At 43.8% G+C, this 19,691-nt stretch carries 19 protein-coding genes; 4 read left to right on the top strand and 15 right to left on the bottom strand.

Going from position 1 to position 19,691, the window contains the following annotated elements; genetic code table 11:
- Window positions 1–138: 138 nt before the first annotated feature.
- Genes V7Z69_RS08060 through V7Z69_RS08035 form a run of 6 tightly spaced genes read right to left on the bottom strand, consistent with a single transcriptional unit; the run spans window position 139 to window position 4,972 of the window.
- On the bottom strand, window positions 139–1,221 hold the full coding sequence (locus V7Z69_RS08060; protein WP_334139527.1) for a hypothetical protein: 1,083 nt from the start codon (window positions 1,219–1,221) through the stop codon (window positions 139–141).
- 53 nt (window positions 1,222–1,274) lie between these two features.
- Complete coding sequence (locus tag V7Z69_RS08055; protein WP_334139526.1) at window positions 1,275–1,793, bottom strand: hypothetical protein; 519 nt, start codon at window positions 1,791–1,793, stop codon at window positions 1,275–1,277.
- Window positions 1,771–2,133: a type II secretion system protein gene (locus V7Z69_RS08050; RefSeq protein ID WP_334139524.1), complete on the bottom strand. Its 363-nt coding sequence runs from the start codon at window positions 2,131–2,133 to the stop codon at window positions 1,771–1,773. Before V7Z69_RS08050 ends, V7Z69_RS08055 begins: the two co-directional genes overlap by 23 nt.
- Window positions 2,134–2,135: 2 nt before the next feature.
- Window positions 2,136–2,648, bottom strand: a complete 513-nt coding sequence (locus V7Z69_RS08045) for a hypothetical protein (protein ID WP_334139523.1) — start codon at window positions 2,646–2,648, stop codon at window positions 2,136–2,138.
- Between the two features lie 4 nt (window positions 2,649–2,652).
- Window positions 2,653–3,150 (bottom strand): hypothetical protein, encoded by a 498-nt coding sequence (locus V7Z69_RS08040; protein ID WP_334139521.1) that lies wholly within the window; start codon window positions 3,148–3,150, stop codon window positions 2,653–2,655.
- On the bottom strand, window positions 3,143–4,972 hold the full coding sequence (locus V7Z69_RS08035; protein ID WP_334139519.1) for a GspE/PulE family protein: 1,830 nt from the start codon (window positions 4,970–4,972) through the stop codon (window positions 3,143–3,145). The genes V7Z69_RS08040 and V7Z69_RS08035 overlap by 8 nt, the downstream gene beginning before the upstream one ends.
- Window positions 4,973–5,146: 174 nt before the next feature.
- On the opposite strand from V7Z69_RS08035, the gene dut reads away from it, so the two are divergent.
- The gene (gene dut, locus V7Z69_RS08030; RefSeq protein WP_334139517.1) at window positions 5,147–5,599 is read left to right on the top strand and encodes a dUTP diphosphatase; all 453 of its coding nucleotides are present in this window, start codon (window positions 5,147–5,149) and stop codon (window positions 5,597–5,599) included.
- Window positions 5,600–5,645: 46 nt separating this feature from the next.
- On the opposite strand, the gene V7Z69_RS08025 is transcribed toward dut, so the two are convergent.
- The 9 genes from V7Z69_RS08025 to V7Z69_RS07985 form a co-directional block, all read right to left on the bottom strand.
- On the bottom strand, window positions 5,646–6,890 hold the full coding sequence (locus V7Z69_RS08025; RefSeq protein ID WP_334139515.1) for a zincin-like metallopeptidase domain-containing protein: 1,245 nt from the start codon (window positions 6,888–6,890) through the stop codon (window positions 5,646–5,648).
- A gap of 142 nt (window positions 6,891–7,032) precedes the next feature.
- Window positions 7,033–8,868 carry a type II secretion system protein GspD gene (locus V7Z69_RS08020; RefSeq protein WP_334139513.1) on the bottom strand — a complete coding sequence of 612 codons (1,836 nt, stop codon included), beginning with the start codon at window positions 8,866–8,868 and terminating at the stop codon, window positions 7,033–7,035.
- On the bottom strand, window positions 8,846–9,505 hold the full coding sequence (locus V7Z69_RS08015; protein ID WP_334139512.1) for a hypothetical protein: 660 nt from the start codon (window positions 9,503–9,505) through the stop codon (window positions 8,846–8,848). Before V7Z69_RS08015 ends, V7Z69_RS08020 begins: the two co-directional genes overlap by 23 nt.
- 102 nt (window positions 9,506–9,607) lie before the next feature.
- Entirely contained in the window at window positions 9,608–10,264 is a 657-nt protein-coding gene (locus tag V7Z69_RS08010; RefSeq protein WP_334139510.1) for a hypothetical protein, read from the bottom strand.
- Between the two features lie 12 nt (window positions 10,265–10,276).
- Window positions 10,277–10,936 (bottom strand): hypothetical protein, encoded by a 660-nt coding sequence (locus tag V7Z69_RS08005; protein WP_334139509.1) that lies wholly within the window; start codon window positions 10,934–10,936, stop codon window positions 10,277–10,279.
- On the bottom strand, window positions 10,926–11,894 hold the full coding sequence (locus V7Z69_RS08000; protein ID WP_334139508.1) for a hypothetical protein: 969 nt from the start codon (window positions 11,892–11,894) through the stop codon (window positions 10,926–10,928). Before V7Z69_RS08000 ends, V7Z69_RS08005 begins: the two co-directional genes overlap by 11 nt.
- Before the next feature lie 63 nt (window positions 11,895–11,957).
- The gene (locus tag V7Z69_RS07995) at window positions 11,958–12,503 is read right to left on the bottom strand and encodes a type II secretion system protein (protein ID WP_334139506.1); all 546 of its coding nucleotides are present in this window, start codon (window positions 12,501–12,503) and stop codon (window positions 11,958–11,960) included.
- Window positions 12,504–12,531: 28 nt separating this feature from the next.
- A complete protein-coding gene (locus V7Z69_RS07990) occupies window positions 12,532–13,650 on the bottom strand; it encodes a type II secretion system F family protein (RefSeq protein WP_334139505.1) in 1,119 nt (372 codons plus the stop codon).
- A 135-nt stretch (window positions 13,651–13,785) separates the two neighbouring features.
- Entirely contained in the window at window positions 13,786–15,879 is a 2,094-nt protein-coding gene (locus tag V7Z69_RS07985) for a DEAD/DEAH box helicase (RefSeq protein WP_334139504.1), read from the bottom strand.
- Window positions 15,880–16,434: 555 nt separating this feature from the next.
- Between V7Z69_RS07985 and V7Z69_RS07980 the strand changes: the two genes are divergently transcribed.
- Genes V7Z69_RS07980 through V7Z69_RS07970 form a run of 3 tightly spaced genes read left to right on the top strand, consistent with a single transcriptional unit; the run spans window position 16,435 to window position 19,429 of the window.
- Entirely contained in the window at window positions 16,435–17,022 is a 588-nt protein-coding gene (locus V7Z69_RS07980) for a hypothetical protein (RefSeq protein WP_334139503.1), read from the top strand.
- Between the two features lie 26 nt (window positions 17,023–17,048).
- Window positions 17,049–17,324 carry a Panacea domain-containing protein gene (locus V7Z69_RS07975; protein WP_334139502.1) on the top strand — a complete coding sequence of 92 codons (276 nt, stop codon included), beginning with the start codon at window positions 17,049–17,051 and terminating at the stop codon, window positions 17,322–17,324.
- Entirely contained in the window at window positions 17,321–19,429 is a 2,109-nt protein-coding gene (locus tag V7Z69_RS07970) for a hypothetical protein (RefSeq protein WP_334139501.1), read from the top strand. Before V7Z69_RS07975 ends, V7Z69_RS07970 begins: the two co-directional genes overlap by 4 nt.
- Window positions 19,430–19,691 lie beyond the last annotated feature (262 nt).

Here is a 19,691-nt window from a genome sequence, read left to right as displayed (position 1 = left end):
CTATCCCATTATCCAGAGAAATTTATACGGGACTATGGGTATTTTTTTATTTTTTATATCTATATTCTTTTATATGCATATCTGCATATCCGCTTATACGTATATCTGTTTATCTGATATTTATAGGTTTTTATATCTTTAAGAGTTGGTGGGCTTTCCCTCTCCCTGCTCTGTCTTTTCCTTGAGAGGCTTTATCTCATCTATGATTTGTTTTATTCGCTTGTCCGTAATTACGACTTTATAGAGACCTTTAACCTCTTCAACCTCTGCCTTTAACCTGTCAGAAGCAGAAGCGTCCCGTTTTATGCTCTCTACCATGTCTTTATCCTTCCCTTGAAGCCATATAGTCAAATAAAACGGAAAATCTGCCCACGTGACAAGCTCTCCCTTGACAATAGGATAATCATCAAGATACATCAAAGAATAAACCTTCAATCCCCCTATCCGGTATCCCTCCAGAGTCCAGTACTCTCTAGGTATCGAACGGCGCCCCCACCCTATCCCTCCGAAAGATTCTCTCTCCTGTGAAGTCAGGGAATCCGCTATCTGTTCAAAACTGGCGTAAACCCTCTTAAGAACTTGATAGTTTGCTACATTCGGCATAAAAAGCATGTCTAATGATATAAGTGTCTTGTCCTGTACAACTGCCACAGCCTTACCGCCAAAAGGACTGCCAAAATAAATCTCTGTCCGACCATCAGCCAAAGCAGAAGTAGCCTCTACGCTAAACATCTGAAGCAGAAATCCCCATTTTGAAAACTCAGCCTCCGTTATATACTGCCACTTCAATCGGACAGATACAGGAACCTGCTTCTGCCCATCGACCTGCCGACAGGAAATTACCTCTATCTCATCAGGATACTGAGGAGATATAAACAACCTCCCACCAACATCTATGCGACAGGCGTCACTCTTAGGAGCCGCTAATATATATTTGTCAAAAACTACATGAGGAATATAAATAGGACTACTGAAACTTGGCACATAATCATTCTGTCCCAAACCTTCAACAGTAAAAGGTTTATTGGCCAGCGTACTCCGTATAGTAAAATCCACCTCTTCAATGTCCTTATATACCTGTTCCAGTAAAACATCAGGCATCTGCTCTTTTTCGGCTTCTGCAGCAGTTCTGCCAGTGTAAAAACCTCTACTATATATAAATCCACCAACAGCCACTGTAATAAGAATCAGGCTTGCAACCAAAAGCACAAATTTCTTCATATAACCACCCCTCTTTTAGCCAACCTTTTACATCTGTAATAGCATCGAGGAAATTACATAAACAACATCCGCATTTCAATAAGAGACCACAGCTTGTTCAATTCTGTTTCATCTCCAAGAACAACCAGTACGGCCGATGTACCATAACCAAATACCCGCTGCTCACTATATGTAGGAATTAAGAAATTGTATTTGTCATACGAAAATCCTCTGAAGAAATGCCCGTAGCTCTTCCCTATGACTCCATCTGAAGCAGCAATATAATTCGCCAGACAAACAGACGCTTTTTTTGTTGCCCTCCATATGCCCCTCTTCTGCTGTTCCAATATGGGAGGGCTGCCTATAGGTATAGCTTCACGCAGCATAACCGCTGACGCCAGATCTTCTGCAGCTACGCCTTCCCCAGATTGATAAGCAGCGGCAGAAACCACTCCAAACCAGTCAAAAGCCTGATTACTGCTGCCCATTTTCCCAGTCAAGTTGCGTGAAGAAGCCCACATTACCGCCCCTACACTCAACCCCATCATCAAAACAATTAGAGCGAAAGCACTACCTTTCCGCCTGTGCCGCATAAACATGTCTTTTCCCCTTATCGTCTGCTGCAACGACTTTCCAAGTGCCTGAACTCTCTACTAATTCATAAGGAGTACCCCACGGAGATAACCCATCTCCTACCAAGTACCCCTGTTCCATCAAATCCCTATAAGAAGAAGGAGGCTCCCCCTCAAAAAAGGCGTAATAAAAGACCCCTTGAGATATTGAGACTGCATCTGCCTTGAACTCAGATATTTTGTTTTGTTCCATTTTTGCAAAATAAGCGGTAGCAGTCTGACGGACGCCTACCGCCAAAATGCTTATGACTGTTACCGCCACAAGGAGTTCAACAACAGAGAAACCCCCTCTTTTCTTCACTCTTACGACGCCTCCTTAAGCTCCCCCACCTGTTCCATGAAAGACTTATACGCCTGCTCTCCAATATACAGCTCAGAAATTTGTGTGTTTCTGTCCCACACCACAATAAAAGGCAGGGTGGTTTCATCTGTGTATTTGACAAATCCGCAGACGTACAATGTTTTCCCCTTTGTTTCTGGCGACATGACAGGAATATCTACCCTCTTTGAAACTGCCGAAATAGACCTCCCTTTAGGGCCTAAAACCGCAACATTGCCATTTAAAACATGGACTTCAATAGGAGCAGCAGAACCCGCCATTCTGTATTCATTGTTTGCCCCATAAGGCAGGCCATTTTTTGTCCAAAGCAGAGATACATCATATACACCGTCTATATCCTTTGCTTCGACATTCGCTTTCCAATAAACTTCACTGTCTTTGTTTTGCACGTCAACACCGTTTACCCAGCCAAAAGCACCTAAAGAAAAAAGCAACAAAAATAAAATTCCACCCACAACCAACACGAAATTCCTCATACAACTACCTCCCCCGTCTGAAGTGAATTCTTACCTGAATAGAATCAGGACTAGACTTATTCCATACGACAGAAACCGTCCCGTCAGGCCGATTCAACCTATTGACGGCACCCCGCATAACTGAAGGAAATAAAACTTTCTTCGATGTAACAGTCATATCTAAATAAGCATGATCGCTGTGTTTAGAAACCAGATTTAGCGATGTTACATTGGCAATGCGAACTAATTCCGATTGAGGAGTACATATCCCCGGAAAACCAGCCCCATCTAAGAGGTCATAGACCGCCGTTGTAGAAGATCCGCTGCCAACAATGCTGAGACCTTTAAAATACAACTGCTCAACGTACATACCGACCTCAGAAATAAATTTATCTGCTCTCTCCATACGCTGTTTGTTGATGTATTCTCCTATGTTTTTTGTTTCTGCTGCCGCAATCGCCATGGTCGCCATCAGCACAATGTAAACAATTAACGCATTCCCCTTCCTTCTTTTCTTATTCATAAGCCAACATCAACTCCGATCTGGCAAGAATTCCTATAAGAGCATCGGGAGATATCAACCCCTGCTCTGCCTTCCTCCGGGCGTCCCCCATAATGTCTGGGAATCCCGCCTTAATTGCCATCTGACGAAGTTTGAAGGGATCTTTGATGTAATTCTGCCACCCCTCCAACATACAGAGAGGCAAGAGCTCATATATACCTGTCCTGCCTAAATAGCCAGTGCCATTACAATGCGGACAAACCTTACCATCCTTGTTCTTGCCCGTCCCACGATAGTACGTTACATCAACAGGTAAACCTAACCGCTCTAAAACATGTTTGTTGGGCTTGTACGGTTTTGTACAATGAGGACAGTTGACACGCACCAACCTCTGAGACATAACTCCATTTAAGTTTTCCATCAGATACTCAGGGATCCCCATGGAAAGCAATCTCTGAGGTACGGTGTACGCAGTATTTGTGTGAATGGTACTGAAAACGCTGTGTCCCGTGTTTGCCAACTGCATGGCAATGTTAGCGGACTCAGGATCACGCATCTCACCCAGAAAAACTATGTCAGGGTCCAAACGAAGTAGTTCTTTCATGATCGCCGCAAAGGAACGCCCCTCTTTGGGAGCAACAGGAATTTGATAAGCCCCTTCAAGCACGTACTCAACAGGATCTTCTACGGTATAACAACATTGTGTTTCCAGATCTAACTCCTTTAGAATGGAATAAAGGGTTGTGGTTTTACCACTGCCCGTTGGCCCTGTCACCAAGAATACTCCCGAAGGCTTCAGATAAATCTCCTTAAGGGCAGCAAGCTCCTTTGGAGCCAATCCAAGATCGTTGATAGAGATATAACTTTCAGGGTACAGGACACGAAGCTGGACCTTTACTCCCTCCAAAGTGGACGTAGTCATGCTGGTCAAGATAGAAGCCACACGGATATCGTAGCTCTTCCCTCTGTAGATAAACTGCATGGTTCCGTCCTGAGGCTCTCTCTTTCTCGTAGGATCCATGTTTGCCATGTGCATTATCTTGTTGGTCAAAACATTGTACTCGTCAGGCGTTATCCTTCCGTTTCTAATAACGTCCTTCAGCACTCCATCAACACGAAATCGAACCCATAATCCCCCGGTGATATAGAGAGGTGAAATATGAATATCTGATGCCCTCTGCTGTATCGCTGCCGTTAGAATTTCTCTGACCTGCCTCAAAGATGCCTGTTCATCGGAAAGAGAGGTGGTATCCTCAAGAACCTTTTCCCCCTGAACCTTGCCCGCCAGCTCATTGAGGACTTTCACAATATCGTTTCGAGGAGCCAAATAGACCACTGTCTCTACGGCGATGCCCCTAATAGTGCCGTCCATTCCTGCTGCACCAGATATATTTTCTTTTGCTCTAGCTACCTTGATATAATTTTGACAGAGGACCTCTACGTCCTTGTACTGCCATATATCACTCATAACCACATGAAATACCCAACGCTGGATTTCTCCCGCCATTTCAACGTCCAGACGGAAAGGAATAACACAAAGACGATCTAACACCTCCGTTGGGAAATAATTGAAAAAATTGGCGTCTATAGGGTGTACATCAAAAAACTTCATATCAAAGGGGTATATCGTAGGAACTTGGAGCCATGAACCAAAGGCAGTCAAAATGTCTGCCTCTGTTATATACCCCATTTTCTGGAGAATATCCCCAAGACGCCCATCTTCGGTTTTTTGTTTTTCTAAGGCTTCTGCTAACTGTTGTTTAGTAATAGCACCGCTTCGCAAAAGCAGATCCCCTATTTTCGGCATTGATGCAATTCGCTGTTTCCACTTGATTGCTTCCATCTACAAGCCCTCCGCTTAGGTTTATTAGACCTAAAATTGTTAATCTCCTGCATAAAATATAATGTCATGAATGATGTTAAACTATGGATTTACATCAAAAATCTTGTTTCCCGATAATCTTTTCTCCTATATTTCTTCTTGGCAACAGCCACATATAAAAGGAGGTCGGTATCTGTGAAACAAGTAACTGTTAAGGGAACTGCTGTAGACGAAAGATTCATGCCAAGCTGCGCTCACGAAGGCGACGCCGGGTTGGATTTAAAGGCAACATGTTCGCTGACGCTTAAAAAAGGAGAACGGGCTCTTGTAGGGACAGGTTTGAGGCTTGCTCTAGAAGAAGGAACTGTTGGCTTTGTTTGTCCAAGGAGCGGCCTTGCGGTCAAACACGGACTGACGGTGTTAAACGCTCCCGGAGTTGTAGATGCCAGCTACAGAGGAGAAATTAAAGTCCCTCTCATCAATCTGGGGGATGAAGAGATACATATCAAAGAAGGGGACCGTATTGCTCAACTTGTAGTACTGCCTTTTGTTTCCATAAAAATTTTAAGCCTTTCTCAGGAAGAATTTAAAGGCAAAGAGCTAGTGACCAGCAGAGGCACCGGCGGATTTGGAAGCACAGGAGTATAAAGAAGGGGGATTTCTCCCCCTTCTGTCTTCTTTTCTCTTTTTATTTTTACTCTCTTATCCCTACAACTTCTTCCTTAACATATTCTTCCTGTTCTTGTTCTTGTTCTTGTTGTTGCTCTTCCTGCAGCATATCAGGGATCTGGACAGAGATTTTTGCTTCGTCACGTATCCATTCAGATTTTGGAGGGAACCACGGAGCACGGGTTGGCTGCTGACCAATCAAATAACTTGTAAATACGTCTAACATCTCGCTGGCATTTTCGAAACACTTTATCACAATCGAGACCTTTTCTTTCTCGTCCAGTTTTGCAAGCCATGACTGTATATAACGTATATTACTGTTTATGATGTTTTCTACTGTTTCCGTACTTCTTGTGAAACGGTTAAAGCCTAAGAAATCGCTTACTAACATACTGAACATTTCACTTCGCAGCTCCTCTATGGCGTAATCCCTTTTGATGGCCTTTTCATACTCGACTTTAGATGAAAAGTCTTTTTCCGTGTATCTTTTTAAACGGTTTGTTCTGGATTCATGGCCAGTGGCGTGAAACCACTCATGCAGCAGGGTTACATAGTATCCCTCAGCGGTTTTAAAACTTTTTTTAGGAGGGATATGTATTTTGTCAGTTATAGGGCTGTAAGAAGGAACGCTGGGAGTTTGTTCTACTTTTATTTTAGAAGATCTCACAAAATCCTCGATGACTGACCAGTCGTTCCAAGACACTCTGAAGTCCTGTTTGATGTCAAACGAAGGGAAATTCTCAAACTGTTCCGCATTGTAAACGGTGAACGGTCTAAAGACAATAAATGTGTCCTGAGAGACAGCTTCCTTTTCTTCCTCTGTCTGTTCGCTTTGTCCGTTTATATACTGTTCTTTGTTAACCTCCACCTCAGTTTTCTTTTTGTGCCCCTTTTTAATTGGGATAGGTTGAAACATAAGCATACCTTTCTTCCGCTCGGAATCTTTTATCCGCAGCGGTTGCTTGTCGTCTGAAAGGATCTTTTTTCCAATCATCTGATTGAAAGTTATAAACCGGCTGTCCCCCCAACCGTTTATCAGCATGGACAACCACAGGAAAGCCATGTTTCCTCCCGAATAACGCCATTTAGTAACCGGATTCCACGGAATTCTAAACTGTTGCATATACTCTGCATTCCATTCTGGCGACCACTTTGTTCGCTCTTCATGGTTAAAAAGCCTCTGTAATAGAGTTTCTGTAAGTTTTGTCTTGTGGTCTTTAACCCTCTGTTTAATTTTTTCTTTTACCTGTGAACTGAGTTTTTGAGCCATATTCTTCTCCTCCCTCAACAACATGCTTTATAAAAAAGATAATTATTTTTTGCTTTTTTACTCATGTTTATAAAAAACCCCGTCTGTAAGACGGGGCAAAGAAAGGGAATATATAGGGAAAGGAGGAGGTGTGTTTGCTTTCTTACTCCAAGGGAGGTACCCAGCCCTCTGAAGAAGAACCTCCCTTCTGTGTGTCTGAGCTGCTCTGTTCATCAGTGTCGGAAGCAGACTGTTCTGGTTTCTTTTGTTCCTTCTGGTTGTTGCCCTCTTTCGATGTATTTTCATTCGTGCTGTCTTCAGACGGTGTCTGTGCAGGCTGTTTGTCTTCGTTGGAGTCAGAAACAACCTGTGTATCCTTGCTAGCTGGCTCATAATTGACGGGCTTGTCTTTATACTGATTTACCAGCTCCTGAAATTTCTTCTCCAGCTTCATTTTTTCTGTCTCTGAATTACCCTTAGGCTTGCCGGCCTGTTCAACCTCTACAGGCTCCTTTTTCGGTTTTTCCTGTTGAAGGTTCGGCTTATTAGACTGCACCTGTTTTTGTGGTTCTACAGGCTTCTCCTGTGAGACAGGCCTTACTTCCTTTTTCCACTTTTCCAATATTGCGTCTACATCCACATCTTTCTTCTCTTTTGCTTCTTCCGATACAGAGGTCCTCTGTAGAGACTTCTTCCACTCCTCTATCTTCTTATCTACGTCTCTTGCTTTCATACTTGGAGCGTCAACCAGCTTAGGCCGAAGCATTACTATGACATTGCTCCGCTCTTTCTTGTTTTCGTGATTTTTAAACAGCTCACCCAACAGCGGAATGTCGCCAAGAATAGGCACTTTAGACATGTTCTTAATTTCAGAATCATTTATAAGGCCGCTGATCACCATAATCTCCCCGGGCTCTAGAAAGACCTGTGTCTCTGTTTCTCTTTTGGAAATTACTGGGGCGGTAATATTTCCTTGAGTCACAAAACTGGTTATGTTCGAGGCCTTTGGGCGTACAGACATCTGGATAGAACCATCTGCCATAACAACAGGCAGAACCTCAAGAGAAATGCCGACGTCCTTCCATGTCACACTCCAGTTCCCATCGTCGTCTTTCTTTGGAATAGGCTGCTCTGTCTCACTCTTGAAGACAGCTTTATATCCGGACATGGTCCTCAGCTTAGGACACGCAAGAACCTTAGCTTTATTTCTTCCAAATGTAGCCGTCAGAGCCGCCTCCATAGATATGGCGCTTCTCGTAAAACTTCCCAGAGTAAATACCCCAAGGCCATCATTATTTTCCGTAAACGTTATAGGACTAGTCATAGGGTTCCAAGTTAAACCTGCGTTCTTGTTGTCGTTCAAAGATACTTCTGCAAATAAAATTTCTATCTCCACCATAGGTTTAGGCACATCTATCTGCTTAATGACTTTTTTGACCATATCTAAAACCCTCTGGCTCGCTGCGTAGACAACTACAGAACGAAAAGACCTGTCTGTCCCATTTTCCAGTTTGGTTACTTTAACTACGCTGTCGCTTCCATTCCCTATAGTGGAATTTACAGCACTCTCTACGTCCTCTACGCTCACATATTTGACTGGAACAACTTCCATGACAGATTGAGAAAGAAATTCTTCTGTTGCCTCAATTTCTCTCTGCTTCTCCGACTTTGCACTATCGCCTGTCTCTTCTTTGCCGTAGACAACATATCTATTGGCTCCCACCTTATTGATTACAACTCCTCCAGCTTGGGCTATCATCTCTAAAGCCACATCGAAAGGAACGTCATCCATCTCGATAGACACCAACTTGTTGGCTGCTTGAGACGAAATAGTGAAGCTGCTTCCAGTTAACTTCCCCAACGCCTGAAGCACCAGCCCAACAGGAGCATCGGTAAAAGACATCTTGACTTTGTCCTGTCCTGCTGTCGCAATACTTGTCGTTAAAAACACAACACATACAACAGTAATAATCGTTTTAACTAGTCGTCTGCTGTACACTTCCTGCCCCTCCTCCTTGTATCTTTACTTCATTCTGTATCTGTTCTAATACTTCATGATTACCCTGCCTATATTGAGCCAACTGTTCTGCTACACCATCGCCAAAAGAATATGTGCGGCTTACACTGCTCTGTGTCAGAGGAAACAGTACAAATTCCACAACATCTGCCCCTATGGTTATATCCTTGACGCCGTACCCTGCCACAGGATTTATGCAAATCCACTCCCCGTCACGTTTTTCCCATTTCCACACCTGAGGTTTCCCTGCTACCGTAAAAACCGTAGTTGCTTTACCTTTGCCGTATATAAAACCGCCAAGTTTTATGTCAGGGAAAGCCCCACTTCCGCTGTCTTCACTGTTGAAAGCAGATGCATCACCATTACCCTTGGCGTTGGCGATTAGTTTATTGAACGCATTCACCCCAAAAGTTTTGGCAAGAGAAACATCTACATGTCCTTCTTTCTTTAACAGAGCCAAAGTGTTGTCTATATCTTCCGTCTGTCCTGCTTTCTGCAGTTTCTGCAAAATTTCAATGTAACCTCCCCGACTTAAAGCCGACTGAATTTGTGCCGCTATGACCTTCTCCTGCTTAATTTTTTGCTCTACAGGAGATCCTTTATAAAATATATAGCCCAACAGGCTGCCTAAAAACATAAAAAATATAAATATTCCTAGAAGAATTTTTCTGAGCGTCTTATAAAAATCATTAAGAAATATCTCCCCCACTATTCACCCCTCCTATCCTGCCTTTGACAGCACAGTAATTTGCAGATTAACTTCTACGGGAATAGAGGTCAGATTGAGATCCTGCACCTGAGAAAGAAACTGCTGCATGCGTTCATAATCTCTCTGTTTGTAGTACTTATCCAGAGTTGAAATCAGATTTGTTGGGGATATCTTAGGAGCAATGTTCAGCTTGTTTACCCGCCATACCTTTGGACGTGCAGATATGTATTTTAGAAATCCGTCCACGTCTTCTAGTGCCATGGTACCTGATACATCTACCTTGAGTACCTGCCCATTTGTGATAGCGTTCGAAGTTTTTTTTCGTCTGTCAACAGTTGGTTCAGAGACGCTAATCTGAAGTACTACAAGCCCACTTGCTGCCAGTTCCCTGCTTATGTCTTCTTTGACTCTCTTGCTGTCGTAGAAAACAGACTCTATGTGTCGTCCTATCTCAATTGCTTCATTTATCTTAGGTTGAGTGGAGGCAACCTGTCTTTTAAGCTGCTGAATTTCCTGAACTTGTTTACGCCCGTCCATAATGCTTCTTGCCTGACAAACGCCAAAGCCTATAAAAACACATGCCAGCATTGCCAATACGACGCCGATAGCGACGCCTATGCATATCTCTCTTTTCCCTCGTCCGACAACTGTACTGATAAAGTCCTCCATATCCAGCCCCCCTTACTGCCAGAGAAGGATCGCCAGCGTAAAATCGTTGACGCTGCTGTTCTGCCCTAAAAAATCAACGTAGACGTTCACTCCTATTGGAGCAAAGATATCCTTCAAAAATCTTGAACACTCTAAAAGCCATGTGTTGCTCGGCACTCCGCCAACGTCAGGGGCCAGCCTTCCATCTGCAGTCCAGACGCCAACAACATTAAGAGACTCTAACCCCTGTCCTGTTTCAACGGCAATAGAGTTGGCCATAGTGGCCGGCAGCACAGAAGTGTCTGTCCCGTTGAAAGTGGCAGAGGTCAATATGATATTTTGCTTGTCAAACATTTGATTCAGCCCCCACCATTGGACATAGACGGGAACAATATTTGGAAATTCAGTCAGAGAACGATACGACTGGACGTTTTGTATTACTGCCAACTGTTCCTGCTGTTGATTATGTACAGCAGACAAAAGTCTTGTTGAAGACTTCTCTATTTGAGTATCCCAAACCCAGGCACCGACGCTCAACACTACAACAGCCACGCAGACTGTGCCGAAAACCCACAGGAGGCTTACATTTTTCTTTCTCATGGTCTTAATCAAACTTTTTTCGATGACGACTGATGCCCACGGCAAGGGAATAATGTTCACCTTTGCCATTTTGCCCTGTGTTTTACTGCTCATTGACACCGACCTCCATCAGCAGCCCCCTGATTGGAGCTGCATCGTCCCTCATATACACTACGTTCTCTTGAAAAACAGACCTAAGGCCCTCAATACATGCCAACATCTTGTCTGAAAACTCCTTGATGGCATGTTCATTGTCCGGACAGATAACTACACACCGTTCAGGTGTTGCCAGTTTATACTGTCTGCTGACCTCCTGAGCAAGCAATCTAGCGTTTGCCGAAACCTCTTCCTTGTTCCCCTGCTCGTCTTTTGTCATATTCACTACATCAAAACAGACAGGAACGTAATATCCTCCTATAAACGATACAGCAGAGAGACCTATACGATGCTGCCTAAAATCCGCTACAATGCAGCTCTGTCCTTCGTACAGGCCTAAAGCCTTCCCTGCCATGCTGGCGATAGGGAAAATCCTATCTGTAGCCTGCACAACCACTCCACCTGAAATAAAAAATCTGTTCAACGTCTTCTCATATTGAACCCGCACGATGTCAGGGAGCATAGATGAAACCGCATAAGTTCGCCCTTCATATTCAACCTCTGCTATAGAATATTCGTATTCCCCCCTCTTATACGGAGCATGCTCCTCGATGTACGACACGGCGTCCTGCCCCTGCGGTATCATGAAACATCGAGAGAAGCAGGTGTCAGGAGAAAAACAAATTCCTAAAAAGGAGAACCTTTCAAGTACAAAGTCAATTTTTGATGCAGGAACCCGAACAAAACCCTCATCTTTCGTCCACATAATGTAAAAAGGTTCCCCGTCTATTTCCAGCCGGCAGGTGTCCCAAACGACATCAGGCGTCATATGTGGAATTTGATTCATGTATATATCCTCTATGATTGAGGCAACTACACCATCTATTTTGCTTTCTCCTCTCTTGCCGCTGTCATGTTCACGAGAAAAAAGCCCCTGTAGTTTTGCAGTTAGGTTCGGCAAATTCAAAAACCCCAAGCGTCTACACCTCCTGTAGATGATGGGCGGGAAGGCCTCCTCCCCGCCCCTTCCATTCTCCAACTAGTAAGACACGTTGTAGATGACCTTCGCCATCGGAGCATCCCCGTCAAAAGGATTTTTCTTGGCAGATACTGTAACGCTACCGGCAGTAAAGTTGGTTCCATCGCCATCGGGGGCAGCGTATACAATGATTACACCTCTGCCGTCTGACGAATAAGTAGACCTGAGCTTGTACGGATTTCCCCACGGGTCTTTCAAGTCATCAAAAGGCTTATCAAGGAACGACTGGACAACAGGCCCTAAAGAACCAAGGCTCAGAGAACCAGTCAGATTATTGTCCCCAGTAGGAACGCCGTTAAAGTCCCCCTGTACACTTGCAGCCCGTACAAAGGCATTCTGAATGTTTGCCAGCTCAGAGTTTGCCCTAGTGTACTTTGCCTTCGGAATGTTTTTACCGACCACCGCCACAGCAGTGCCTCCCAAAATAGCCATAAGCGCGATGATCGTGAGCATTTCTACGGTACTCATACCCTTACGACGCCTTGCCTTTCTTGGATTTGCCAAAACCGCTATTTTTTCAAAAAATTTGTCTGCCAACTTCAACATACTTATCCCCCTTCCAGTTCAATTGTGTTCAGTGCACGTTAGACGTGATAGATATGGTTGTGTAAAAGAGGCTTCCTGCGAAACCTCCTCCAAACAGAGTAACAATGCCTATCACCAAAGGCTCTAAAACCCCCGATAAATTCTTTACGTCGTAATTCAGCGTGTATAAATACTGCCTCCCTATAGAACTCATCGCCTCCTGTACTCTCCCGCTTTTTTCTGCTACACCCAAAACCTGTGGAATAATAGGGGGCACGTCCTTGACCTTGGATAGTTCACTTGCCAACGTCTGTCCTGCCGAAACGTTTGCCATCAGTGCGTCATAGTGTTTTTCAAGCGCTTTTGGAGCAGAGCTTTTAAGTGTCTGGAGCATGTCGCTCAATGTCATACCCGACTGAAGACAGATGGCTCCCAAGACCAACCATTGTGCCCATGCCAACTTGGTTTTGACCTTCCGCATGGCTGGGATCAAATCAAAACTTTTGGCTATTTTTGCCTTCCCACCTCCTTTCACAAGATACCAGCCCAATACGACCGCAAAAATTATGCTGGGGATACGTCCAATCCTCTGAAAGAACCCGCTGGCCGCGAAAAGGCATTTTGAAATAAAGGGTATCTGAGAAGGATCAACGTCAATAGCCTTAAAAGAATTCATCAGTTGAGGGACCACAAACATGAGAAGCATGACCGCTGAAACAACAACGAACGCCAAAACAAACGTCGGGTAGTTGAGCATGCTTTCTAAGCCCTTTCTCATGTGCACCACTTTTTCGATGTACTCGCCATAGGCCTCCAAAGCTTCTCCCAAATACCCCGAACTCTCTCCAACCTCTACGATGGCACAGAAATCCTCTGGGAAAAAACCACTCTGCCTGAAGGCAAGAGCTATGGGCTGTCCTTGATCAACTAGCCTTACAACCTCATCAAGGCTGTCTTTTAACGCCCCTTGCGCCTGTGCATAAAGAATTTCAATCGCCCTTTTCGGCTGATATCCGTCTTTTATTAGGAAGCTGAATGTATAGACAAACATGGCAAATTCTTCCACGTTTGACATGGCATCTTTATGCTTTTTGCGTTTTTTTGATTTTTTAGCCGTCTGTTTAGGTGTAGGCGTGTAGTTATACTGCCTCAAAGCACTTACCGGCACGACTATTCCTCCCCCTACCCTGATTTGTGATTTTTAAGGCTTTACGCTGTAAACACAGCGGCAGCAATTAGAGCCAAACAACATCTGCAAAAAAATATATAAACAGCATGCATGACATACCACGAAAATTGAAGATTAAACGTGAAAGTATATTTCTTCAACAACCGTTGAACAGGCACTGTCACCCAATATTTTTCTTGCGATTTCCGCCTTCTTTACGATGTAGCTGCACTTCAACCTCTCAACGTTGACAGAAGTAAAAGGAGTCTCACAGTAGAGTACATAAATATGTTTTTGACTGTTTTTGGCATTCAGCCTGCATATCCTGTCTGTCCGCTGATTGAGCATGTGAGATGTCCACGGCAGGTCATAGTGAATCAGACAGTCTACAAACTGAAGGTTGACGGCATGAGATATGGCATCTGTTCCCACTAGAAATTTTGCCTCTTCGTTCTCTTTGAATTTAGCAAGGATTTTTTCTCTTGGAGCCGAAGGCGTTGCTCCTGTGACGCAGAGAGCGCTCTGTTCTCCAAAACTCTTCTTCAACCTCTCTGTCAGAAGGTGTGCCATAGTTGAGAATTGAGTGAAAATCACTACCTTTTCTCCACTGTGTTCCCTGAGAACTTGCGCTAAAGCGTTCATTTTTACTCCCCAATACATTTCGCTGGGGCGGCTTTCTCCAGCCAACAGGAAAGAAAGCAAATCCGGAATGTCCTGCTTTTTTTTGTTGACATCTTGTTTCTTGCTGTCATCAGCCTTCTTTGCTGCATCAATGTCTGCAAAGAGCCACAGAAGATAGGGGTCATCAAATATCTGCTGTTGTCGAATTAGAACGTCCAGTTCACGTTTCGGGATCGTAATCTGGCCGTCAGAAGAGAGCTTTTCTTCCAGAAGAGCTGCGTTCATCTTCATGCGACAGATCCGCATAAAGTCTTCCAGCTTCACCAAAAGACGGTGCTCTAAAGTATCTGCCGTCAATTCTATCGGCACAACAAACGGAGTGATGTGTATGTTCAATTCCTTAACGTCATCTTTTGTCACTCGATGAAAAAACCCAGACACCCGCTCTGCAAAGGCTTCATGATTTATAGTTTCTATCTTCGGGATCGTGATGACGCTCTTTGCTTGAGCGACCTCACGAGGCGCCCCCTGTTCCAAAAGTTTGTTGTATCTAGGCCGACTGAAGATTTTCATAGGCTTTTCGACAACATGTTCAGCGTAAAAATCCCTCCACGGAAACACAGAGGGGTCTATGAGCTGAATCAACCCCTCCATATCCAGAATGCTGTTGATTAAAGGGGTGCCTGATAGAGCACATACAAAAACTGCGGGAAGAGAAAGGCAGAGCATGTGCCTGTAGGAAGCATTCCGCATATTCGTAAAACGTCCCGCTTCATCTATGACCAGAATAGTGCTGGGCATTGAGGCAATTACCCGCTCAAAAAGAGCCTTGTTGTTAGAATGAAACAGGTACTCAGGAGTAGTCACCCAAAGAGTATACTGTTCCAACTCAGAGAGGTCCTTCAGAGAGCTGAGCACTGCAAATTCATCAGGCGACCCACCTACTGCGACCCATTCGCCACAAATAGAACGCTGATGGCTTGCCGTGCTCACAAACAGTATGTTTTTTGCTTGTTCTTGCTCTAGGACAGTTCTGCAGAATGCCAAAGATGCTCTGGTCTTCCCTGTCCCTTGGTCATGAGCCAGAAGAGAGCCCCTATAGCCCGCATTCCAGCGGGCAACAAAGAACGCTGCTCCATCAATCTGATGTGGAAGAAGATCATGAGGGAAGGAGGAGTCATCAACATACAGCCTAGAACGAGAAGACCCTCCCATAACAGAAAGAGCCAGTCTAACTGAAGAGGAGCAGTTGTAAAACCTCCACATCTTACGCTCTCTATCCCACTTGCCTCCTAAATTTCGAAGCATATCCACGTAGTAGGGATCATAGGGAGTTTTGACATAGGTGTTTCGCCCCTCTTTCTCCACTACAATGCCTGAAAACTGCTGGAGCATGACGTACACATTCCTCCACTCTTCCCTGTGCTGCGGGTGAAGAGCTGCCATTGTTTCCACCATGAAACGTCCCTCAACAGGAGGACTGCACTCTGTTTCGTACCGCTCTCCCTTCAACGTCCACCACCTAGCAGCCAACTCATGAGCATACACATAGTGTTTGGGCATCGCCAGTTTTATCGTTCCTCGTCCTCCCCAATCCCACGCAAACACAGTCTACACCCCCACTTACAAAACAACACTCTATATATAGTGTTATACTTTTTGTATGCCTCTAAAACTTTGAGGTTTTTCCAGACCCCTTATATAAAATAAAACATATATAAAAAATCTATATATAACTTATATACTTTGTTTGTAGTTTATAATATATATATAGCTTTATACTGTATATATAAACATTTCAACAAGGAAAAGGTTTTATCTCTTAATATTTATATTTATATATATATTATATCCTTGTATAGACTTATATACTTAAGATAGACACTATAGCTGTATATGTAACTTTAAATATATAAGGGGGTTGGAAAAAAGATCACTTTTTTAGGATTACCCTTTTTTAAAAAAACACACTTTCAGTATGCTTTTGAGTTTTTGGAGTAGTTTTTTGGTTTGGGGTTTGGGAAACAGGTTGGTTTTCAAGAGTTAAAACTTCTGAGACGTTTTTTTGAAAAAGTTTTTTTGTGTGTTTTTGCTAAAAAACTTATATGTTTGTTTATAGGCGTATTTCAAAAGCCAGTTTTCAAATATATGGGGGGTGCTAGTATGTATTCAAACATGCAGGCAAGCAAGTACAAGGACAAGAAAGAAGGGTATCAGAGGCAAGGTTATAGGCAGAACTATGGTTCGCAGGAAAAGAGTTATGGCGGAAAATATTCTCAGAGAGGAGAGGCTCAGTCTAGAGGCTATGGGCAGAGACCTGCACAGAAGCAGGAGCAGAGAGGGGGACAGTTTCAGAGAGATAACCAGGCTCCAACTGAAAAACAGTTGAAGTTTGCTCACTCTTTGGCAGAGAAGTACGGAGTTGAGATCCCTGAAGAGGCCCTTCAGAGCCGAAAAGATTTAAGTAAGTGGATTGACTCGCAGATGCAGAGCATTCCTCCGACAGAAAAACAGACTGCTTTTATGGAACGTCTTGCCGAAGAGAGAGGGATAGAACCTCCAGAAGAGGCGTACCTCAGCAAAGCCCGCTGTTCTGAATGGATAACTAGCGTGCTGGAAGAGTCACGGGCAAAATCAAAATCAAGTAAGTCGAGAAGGTTTACTCAACAGAGAGACCCCGAAGAGATGAATGAATACAGCGAGGACGGGTTTGAAGAGGACGACTTAGATTCTCCTGACATTCCCTTTTAGTTTTGGGAGAGTGAGTGAGGAAGCCCATGCCCAACGTCTTTGCCGTAGCCAAATACATTTTAGAACAAACAGAGGGAATGACGGTTTGGAAGCTGCAGAAGCTGATTTATTACTGTCAGGCGTGGTCTCTTGTTTGGGATCACTCTCCTCTGTTTGATGAAGCGATAGAGGCATGGGCTAACGGGCCAGTAGTCAGAGAGCTGTTTGAAGATCATAAAGACAGGTTCAAGGTAAATACAGACGATCTGTGTCTTGGAAATTCTGAAGATGTTTATATGTTGCGTGGAGGTGGGAGTAGGTGAGAAACCTGAAGTGTCTTATGATTCTTGTCTCTCTTTTGTGCGGAATATTCATTCCCTCAATTTGTTTTGCAGAACCGGGCGACGGTGGCGAAGAGAGAATTATTCACCGCTACCACCACTACTTTATTCCGTACCAACCTGAAGCGGTCAACTGCTTTGGCGTGTACCGTATTTTGTCCAACTACACGCACCAGCAGTTGGGAATAGATGTCGGCAATAAAGAACATCAGAGAAAAGACTTTGCAGCAGGCAAGATAGTCAACTTCACTCAGAAGAGTGCTTTTTATTCCAGCTACAGCGACATTACCAGAGGCGACCTTTTTATCCTGACGGATTTTGCCGCCAGAGCACAGAGAACCGATGTACACCATCAGGGAAATACTGTTATTTACGACCACTATACGTTCTATTACGAAACTCCTATGACAGTATTGGGTGAAACTGTGGTCACCTCTCCCCTTTTCGGAGCTGAGGCGGTAGACGATCAGGATCGAACTTTGATTGTTCTTGACAGGGACATGATGAAAAAGTATATCCGGGAAATATCTGATGCAGACTTTGTGCAAATCCTCCTCCCTCAATTTGATGGGCCCAACCCTAGAGGAACGTTAATCCGAAGCAAATGGTTGAGCGACACGGAGGAGATTGGAGTCTTTACGCTGACGAAAGACCACCATGTAAGCGTAGGCTGGTGGGATCTTTTTTCTCAAGCCATACTGAAACATATAGACGATATACGCAGGAACCCTCAGAAATACTTTGGAAATCCGTCCGCAGAGGATCTTGCCAGTTTAAACACTATGAAACAGTTTATTGAGGAGCAGGATAAACAGTACCATGTTCCTCCGTCTGCTTCTCCTATTATGAACATAAGCTGGACAGATATAAAGGCGTTTTACATCAAAGACGTTCTTGATGATTACATCTACAAGGATTTGACATCACACTATAAAGGTTTAGGGTGGCTGTACAAATACAAAACCTTTTTGAGGGCAGATGAAATCAGCGATTTGTGGGAAGCTCAGGCAGAGAAAATTGCAGATGAAGTATGGGCGAAAGCGTACATTAGACAGAATGAGACTGACAAAGATAAACAATTTAGCATTGGCAGGACTTTTGCCAGTTATGTGCCTGAAAAAGATATGGAAAGTGAAGATGAGTATAGAGGAGGCCCTTTAGATATTACAGTTGATGCTCCTTGGGGGTTGGACGCCACAGACTATCTGGTTCCCAGACACGTGGGTTTTTGGTCTGCTAGGGAACCCTACAATCAATATAACTTCTGTGATGATTTTGTCTTTGTCAACTGCGATTCAAACTACTTGGGAAGGTGGCTGTGGCAGAGAGCTCAGCTAAAACTGTATGAAGAGGGCAAAAGCAAATGGATAGTCCGTTCAAAGAACGATGGAGATGCATGGGCTACTCTTGCTGGAGGCAATCCTGAAAAAATGTATTCTATCCTCATCGATCTCAAGAATAAGAACAAATACAATTGGACAGAACCTTATTCCCCTATGCTCAAGAATGAAGATAGCGTATGGAAAGCTGTTTATGACATGGATAGGGAATTTTGGAAGCAGATGTTTCCCTACATGTCTCTGAAATTCCACCCTGTTTTCGCCTCGGTCTTTGAAGAGTTTTCGGCTCCTATAAGTTGGGAGTCTGCTCTGCAGAGGAGCTATGCACCACAGGTCTATTCTTCTTGGGGAGACGATTTTATGACTGCTCGTCCTACTATTACAGCAGACGCAGGGAAGATAAAAGAGATAGCGAATTCGAACATATCTCCTCTGCTGGGGAATGACAGCATGGAATATATTGCAGATTTTCAACAAGGGGCGAAGACAATCAATGATGGGCTTGCCTCTATCAAAACAACCTATAAAAATAAACAGAGATACTCTACTGCCTCTCAGGTTGACGTAGTCTCTGTTCCTGTACATGGAGAAAAAGCAGTTGAGTGGCTGCAGAACGAATGGAGCTTGAAAGATTTGTTCCGTCAAAAAATTATTTCACTGCCTGATTTAAACCTGCATAAAACACTATGGGAACATTGGCCTGTAGGTAAAGATATAAAGTCTGGAAGTGGAATACCAAACTGGTGATTTTGCTTTCCTGCGTTCTCCCGCCCGCCTCCTTATATCCATACAAAGCAAGAAGAACAGGTGTAAAAGCCTGTTCTTCCTGCTTTGTAGTGCTGTAGTTTTTATATCTTATTCTTTTTATTTTTTGATGGTTTTCTCCTGCGGAGTTCCAATAATTTTTTTGCCTCTGGCGGGATATCCTTTATAGGGCCTTTTTTCTGTATATATTGTTTAGTGGATAGCATTGTTCTTCATCAGGTGTTTTATGAGACTTCTGCCATTT

It is taken from the genome of Thermovirga lienii (assembly GCF_036847465.1).
Classification (GTDB): domain Bacteria; phylum Synergistota; class Synergistia; order Synergistales; family Thermovirgaceae; genus Thermovirga; species Thermovirga lienii.
The sequence above is the reverse complement of the archived record's forward strand: the minus strand, read 5'-3'. Positions and strand labels throughout refer to the sequence as shown.

What these genes read in the sequence shown, in the direction of transcription:
- V7Z69_RS08060 (WP_334139527.1), bottom strand. Translation starts at nt 1,221, where the DNA reads ATGAAGAAATTTGTGCTTTTGGTTGCAAGCCTGATTCTTATTACAGTG.
- V7Z69_RS08055 (WP_334139526.1), bottom strand. Translation starts at nt 1,793, where the DNA reads ATGCGGCACAGGCGGAAAGGTAGTGCTTTCGCTCTAATTGTTTTGATG.
- V7Z69_RS08045 (WP_334139523.1), bottom strand. Translation starts at nt 2,648, where the DNA reads ATGAGGAATTTCGTGTTGGTTGTGGGTGGAATTTTATTTTTGTTGCTT.
- V7Z69_RS08040 (WP_334139521.1), bottom strand. Translation starts at nt 3,150, where the DNA reads ATGAATAAGAAAAGAAGGAAGGGGAATGCGTTAATTGTTTACATTGTG.
- V7Z69_RS08035 (WP_334139519.1), bottom strand. Translation starts at nt 4,972, where the DNA reads ATGGAAGCAATCAAGTGGAAACAGCGAATTGCATCAATGCCGAAAATA.
- V7Z69_RS08025 (WP_334139515.1), bottom strand. Translation starts at nt 6,890, where the DNA reads ATGGCTCAAAAACTCAGTTCACAGGTAAAAGAAAAAATTAAACAGAGG.
- V7Z69_RS08010 (WP_334139510.1), bottom strand. Translation starts at nt 10,264, where the DNA reads ATGGAGGACTTTATCAGTACAGTTGTCGGACGAGGGAAAAGAGAGATA.
- V7Z69_RS08005 (WP_334139509.1), bottom strand. Translation starts at nt 10,936, where the DNA reads ATGAGCAGTAAAACACAGGGCAAAATGGCAAAGGTGAACATTATTCCC.
- V7Z69_RS07995 (WP_334139506.1), bottom strand. Translation starts at nt 12,503, where the DNA reads ATGTTGAAGTTGGCAGACAAATTTTTTGAAAAAATAGCGGTTTTGGCA.
- V7Z69_RS07980 (WP_334139503.1), top strand. Translation starts at nt 16,435, where the DNA reads ATGTATTCAAACATGCAGGCAAGCAAGTACAAGGACAAGAAAGAAGGG.
- V7Z69_RS07975 (WP_334139502.1), top strand. Translation starts at nt 17,049, where the DNA reads ATGCCCAACGTCTTTGCCGTAGCCAAATACATTTTAGAACAAACAGAG.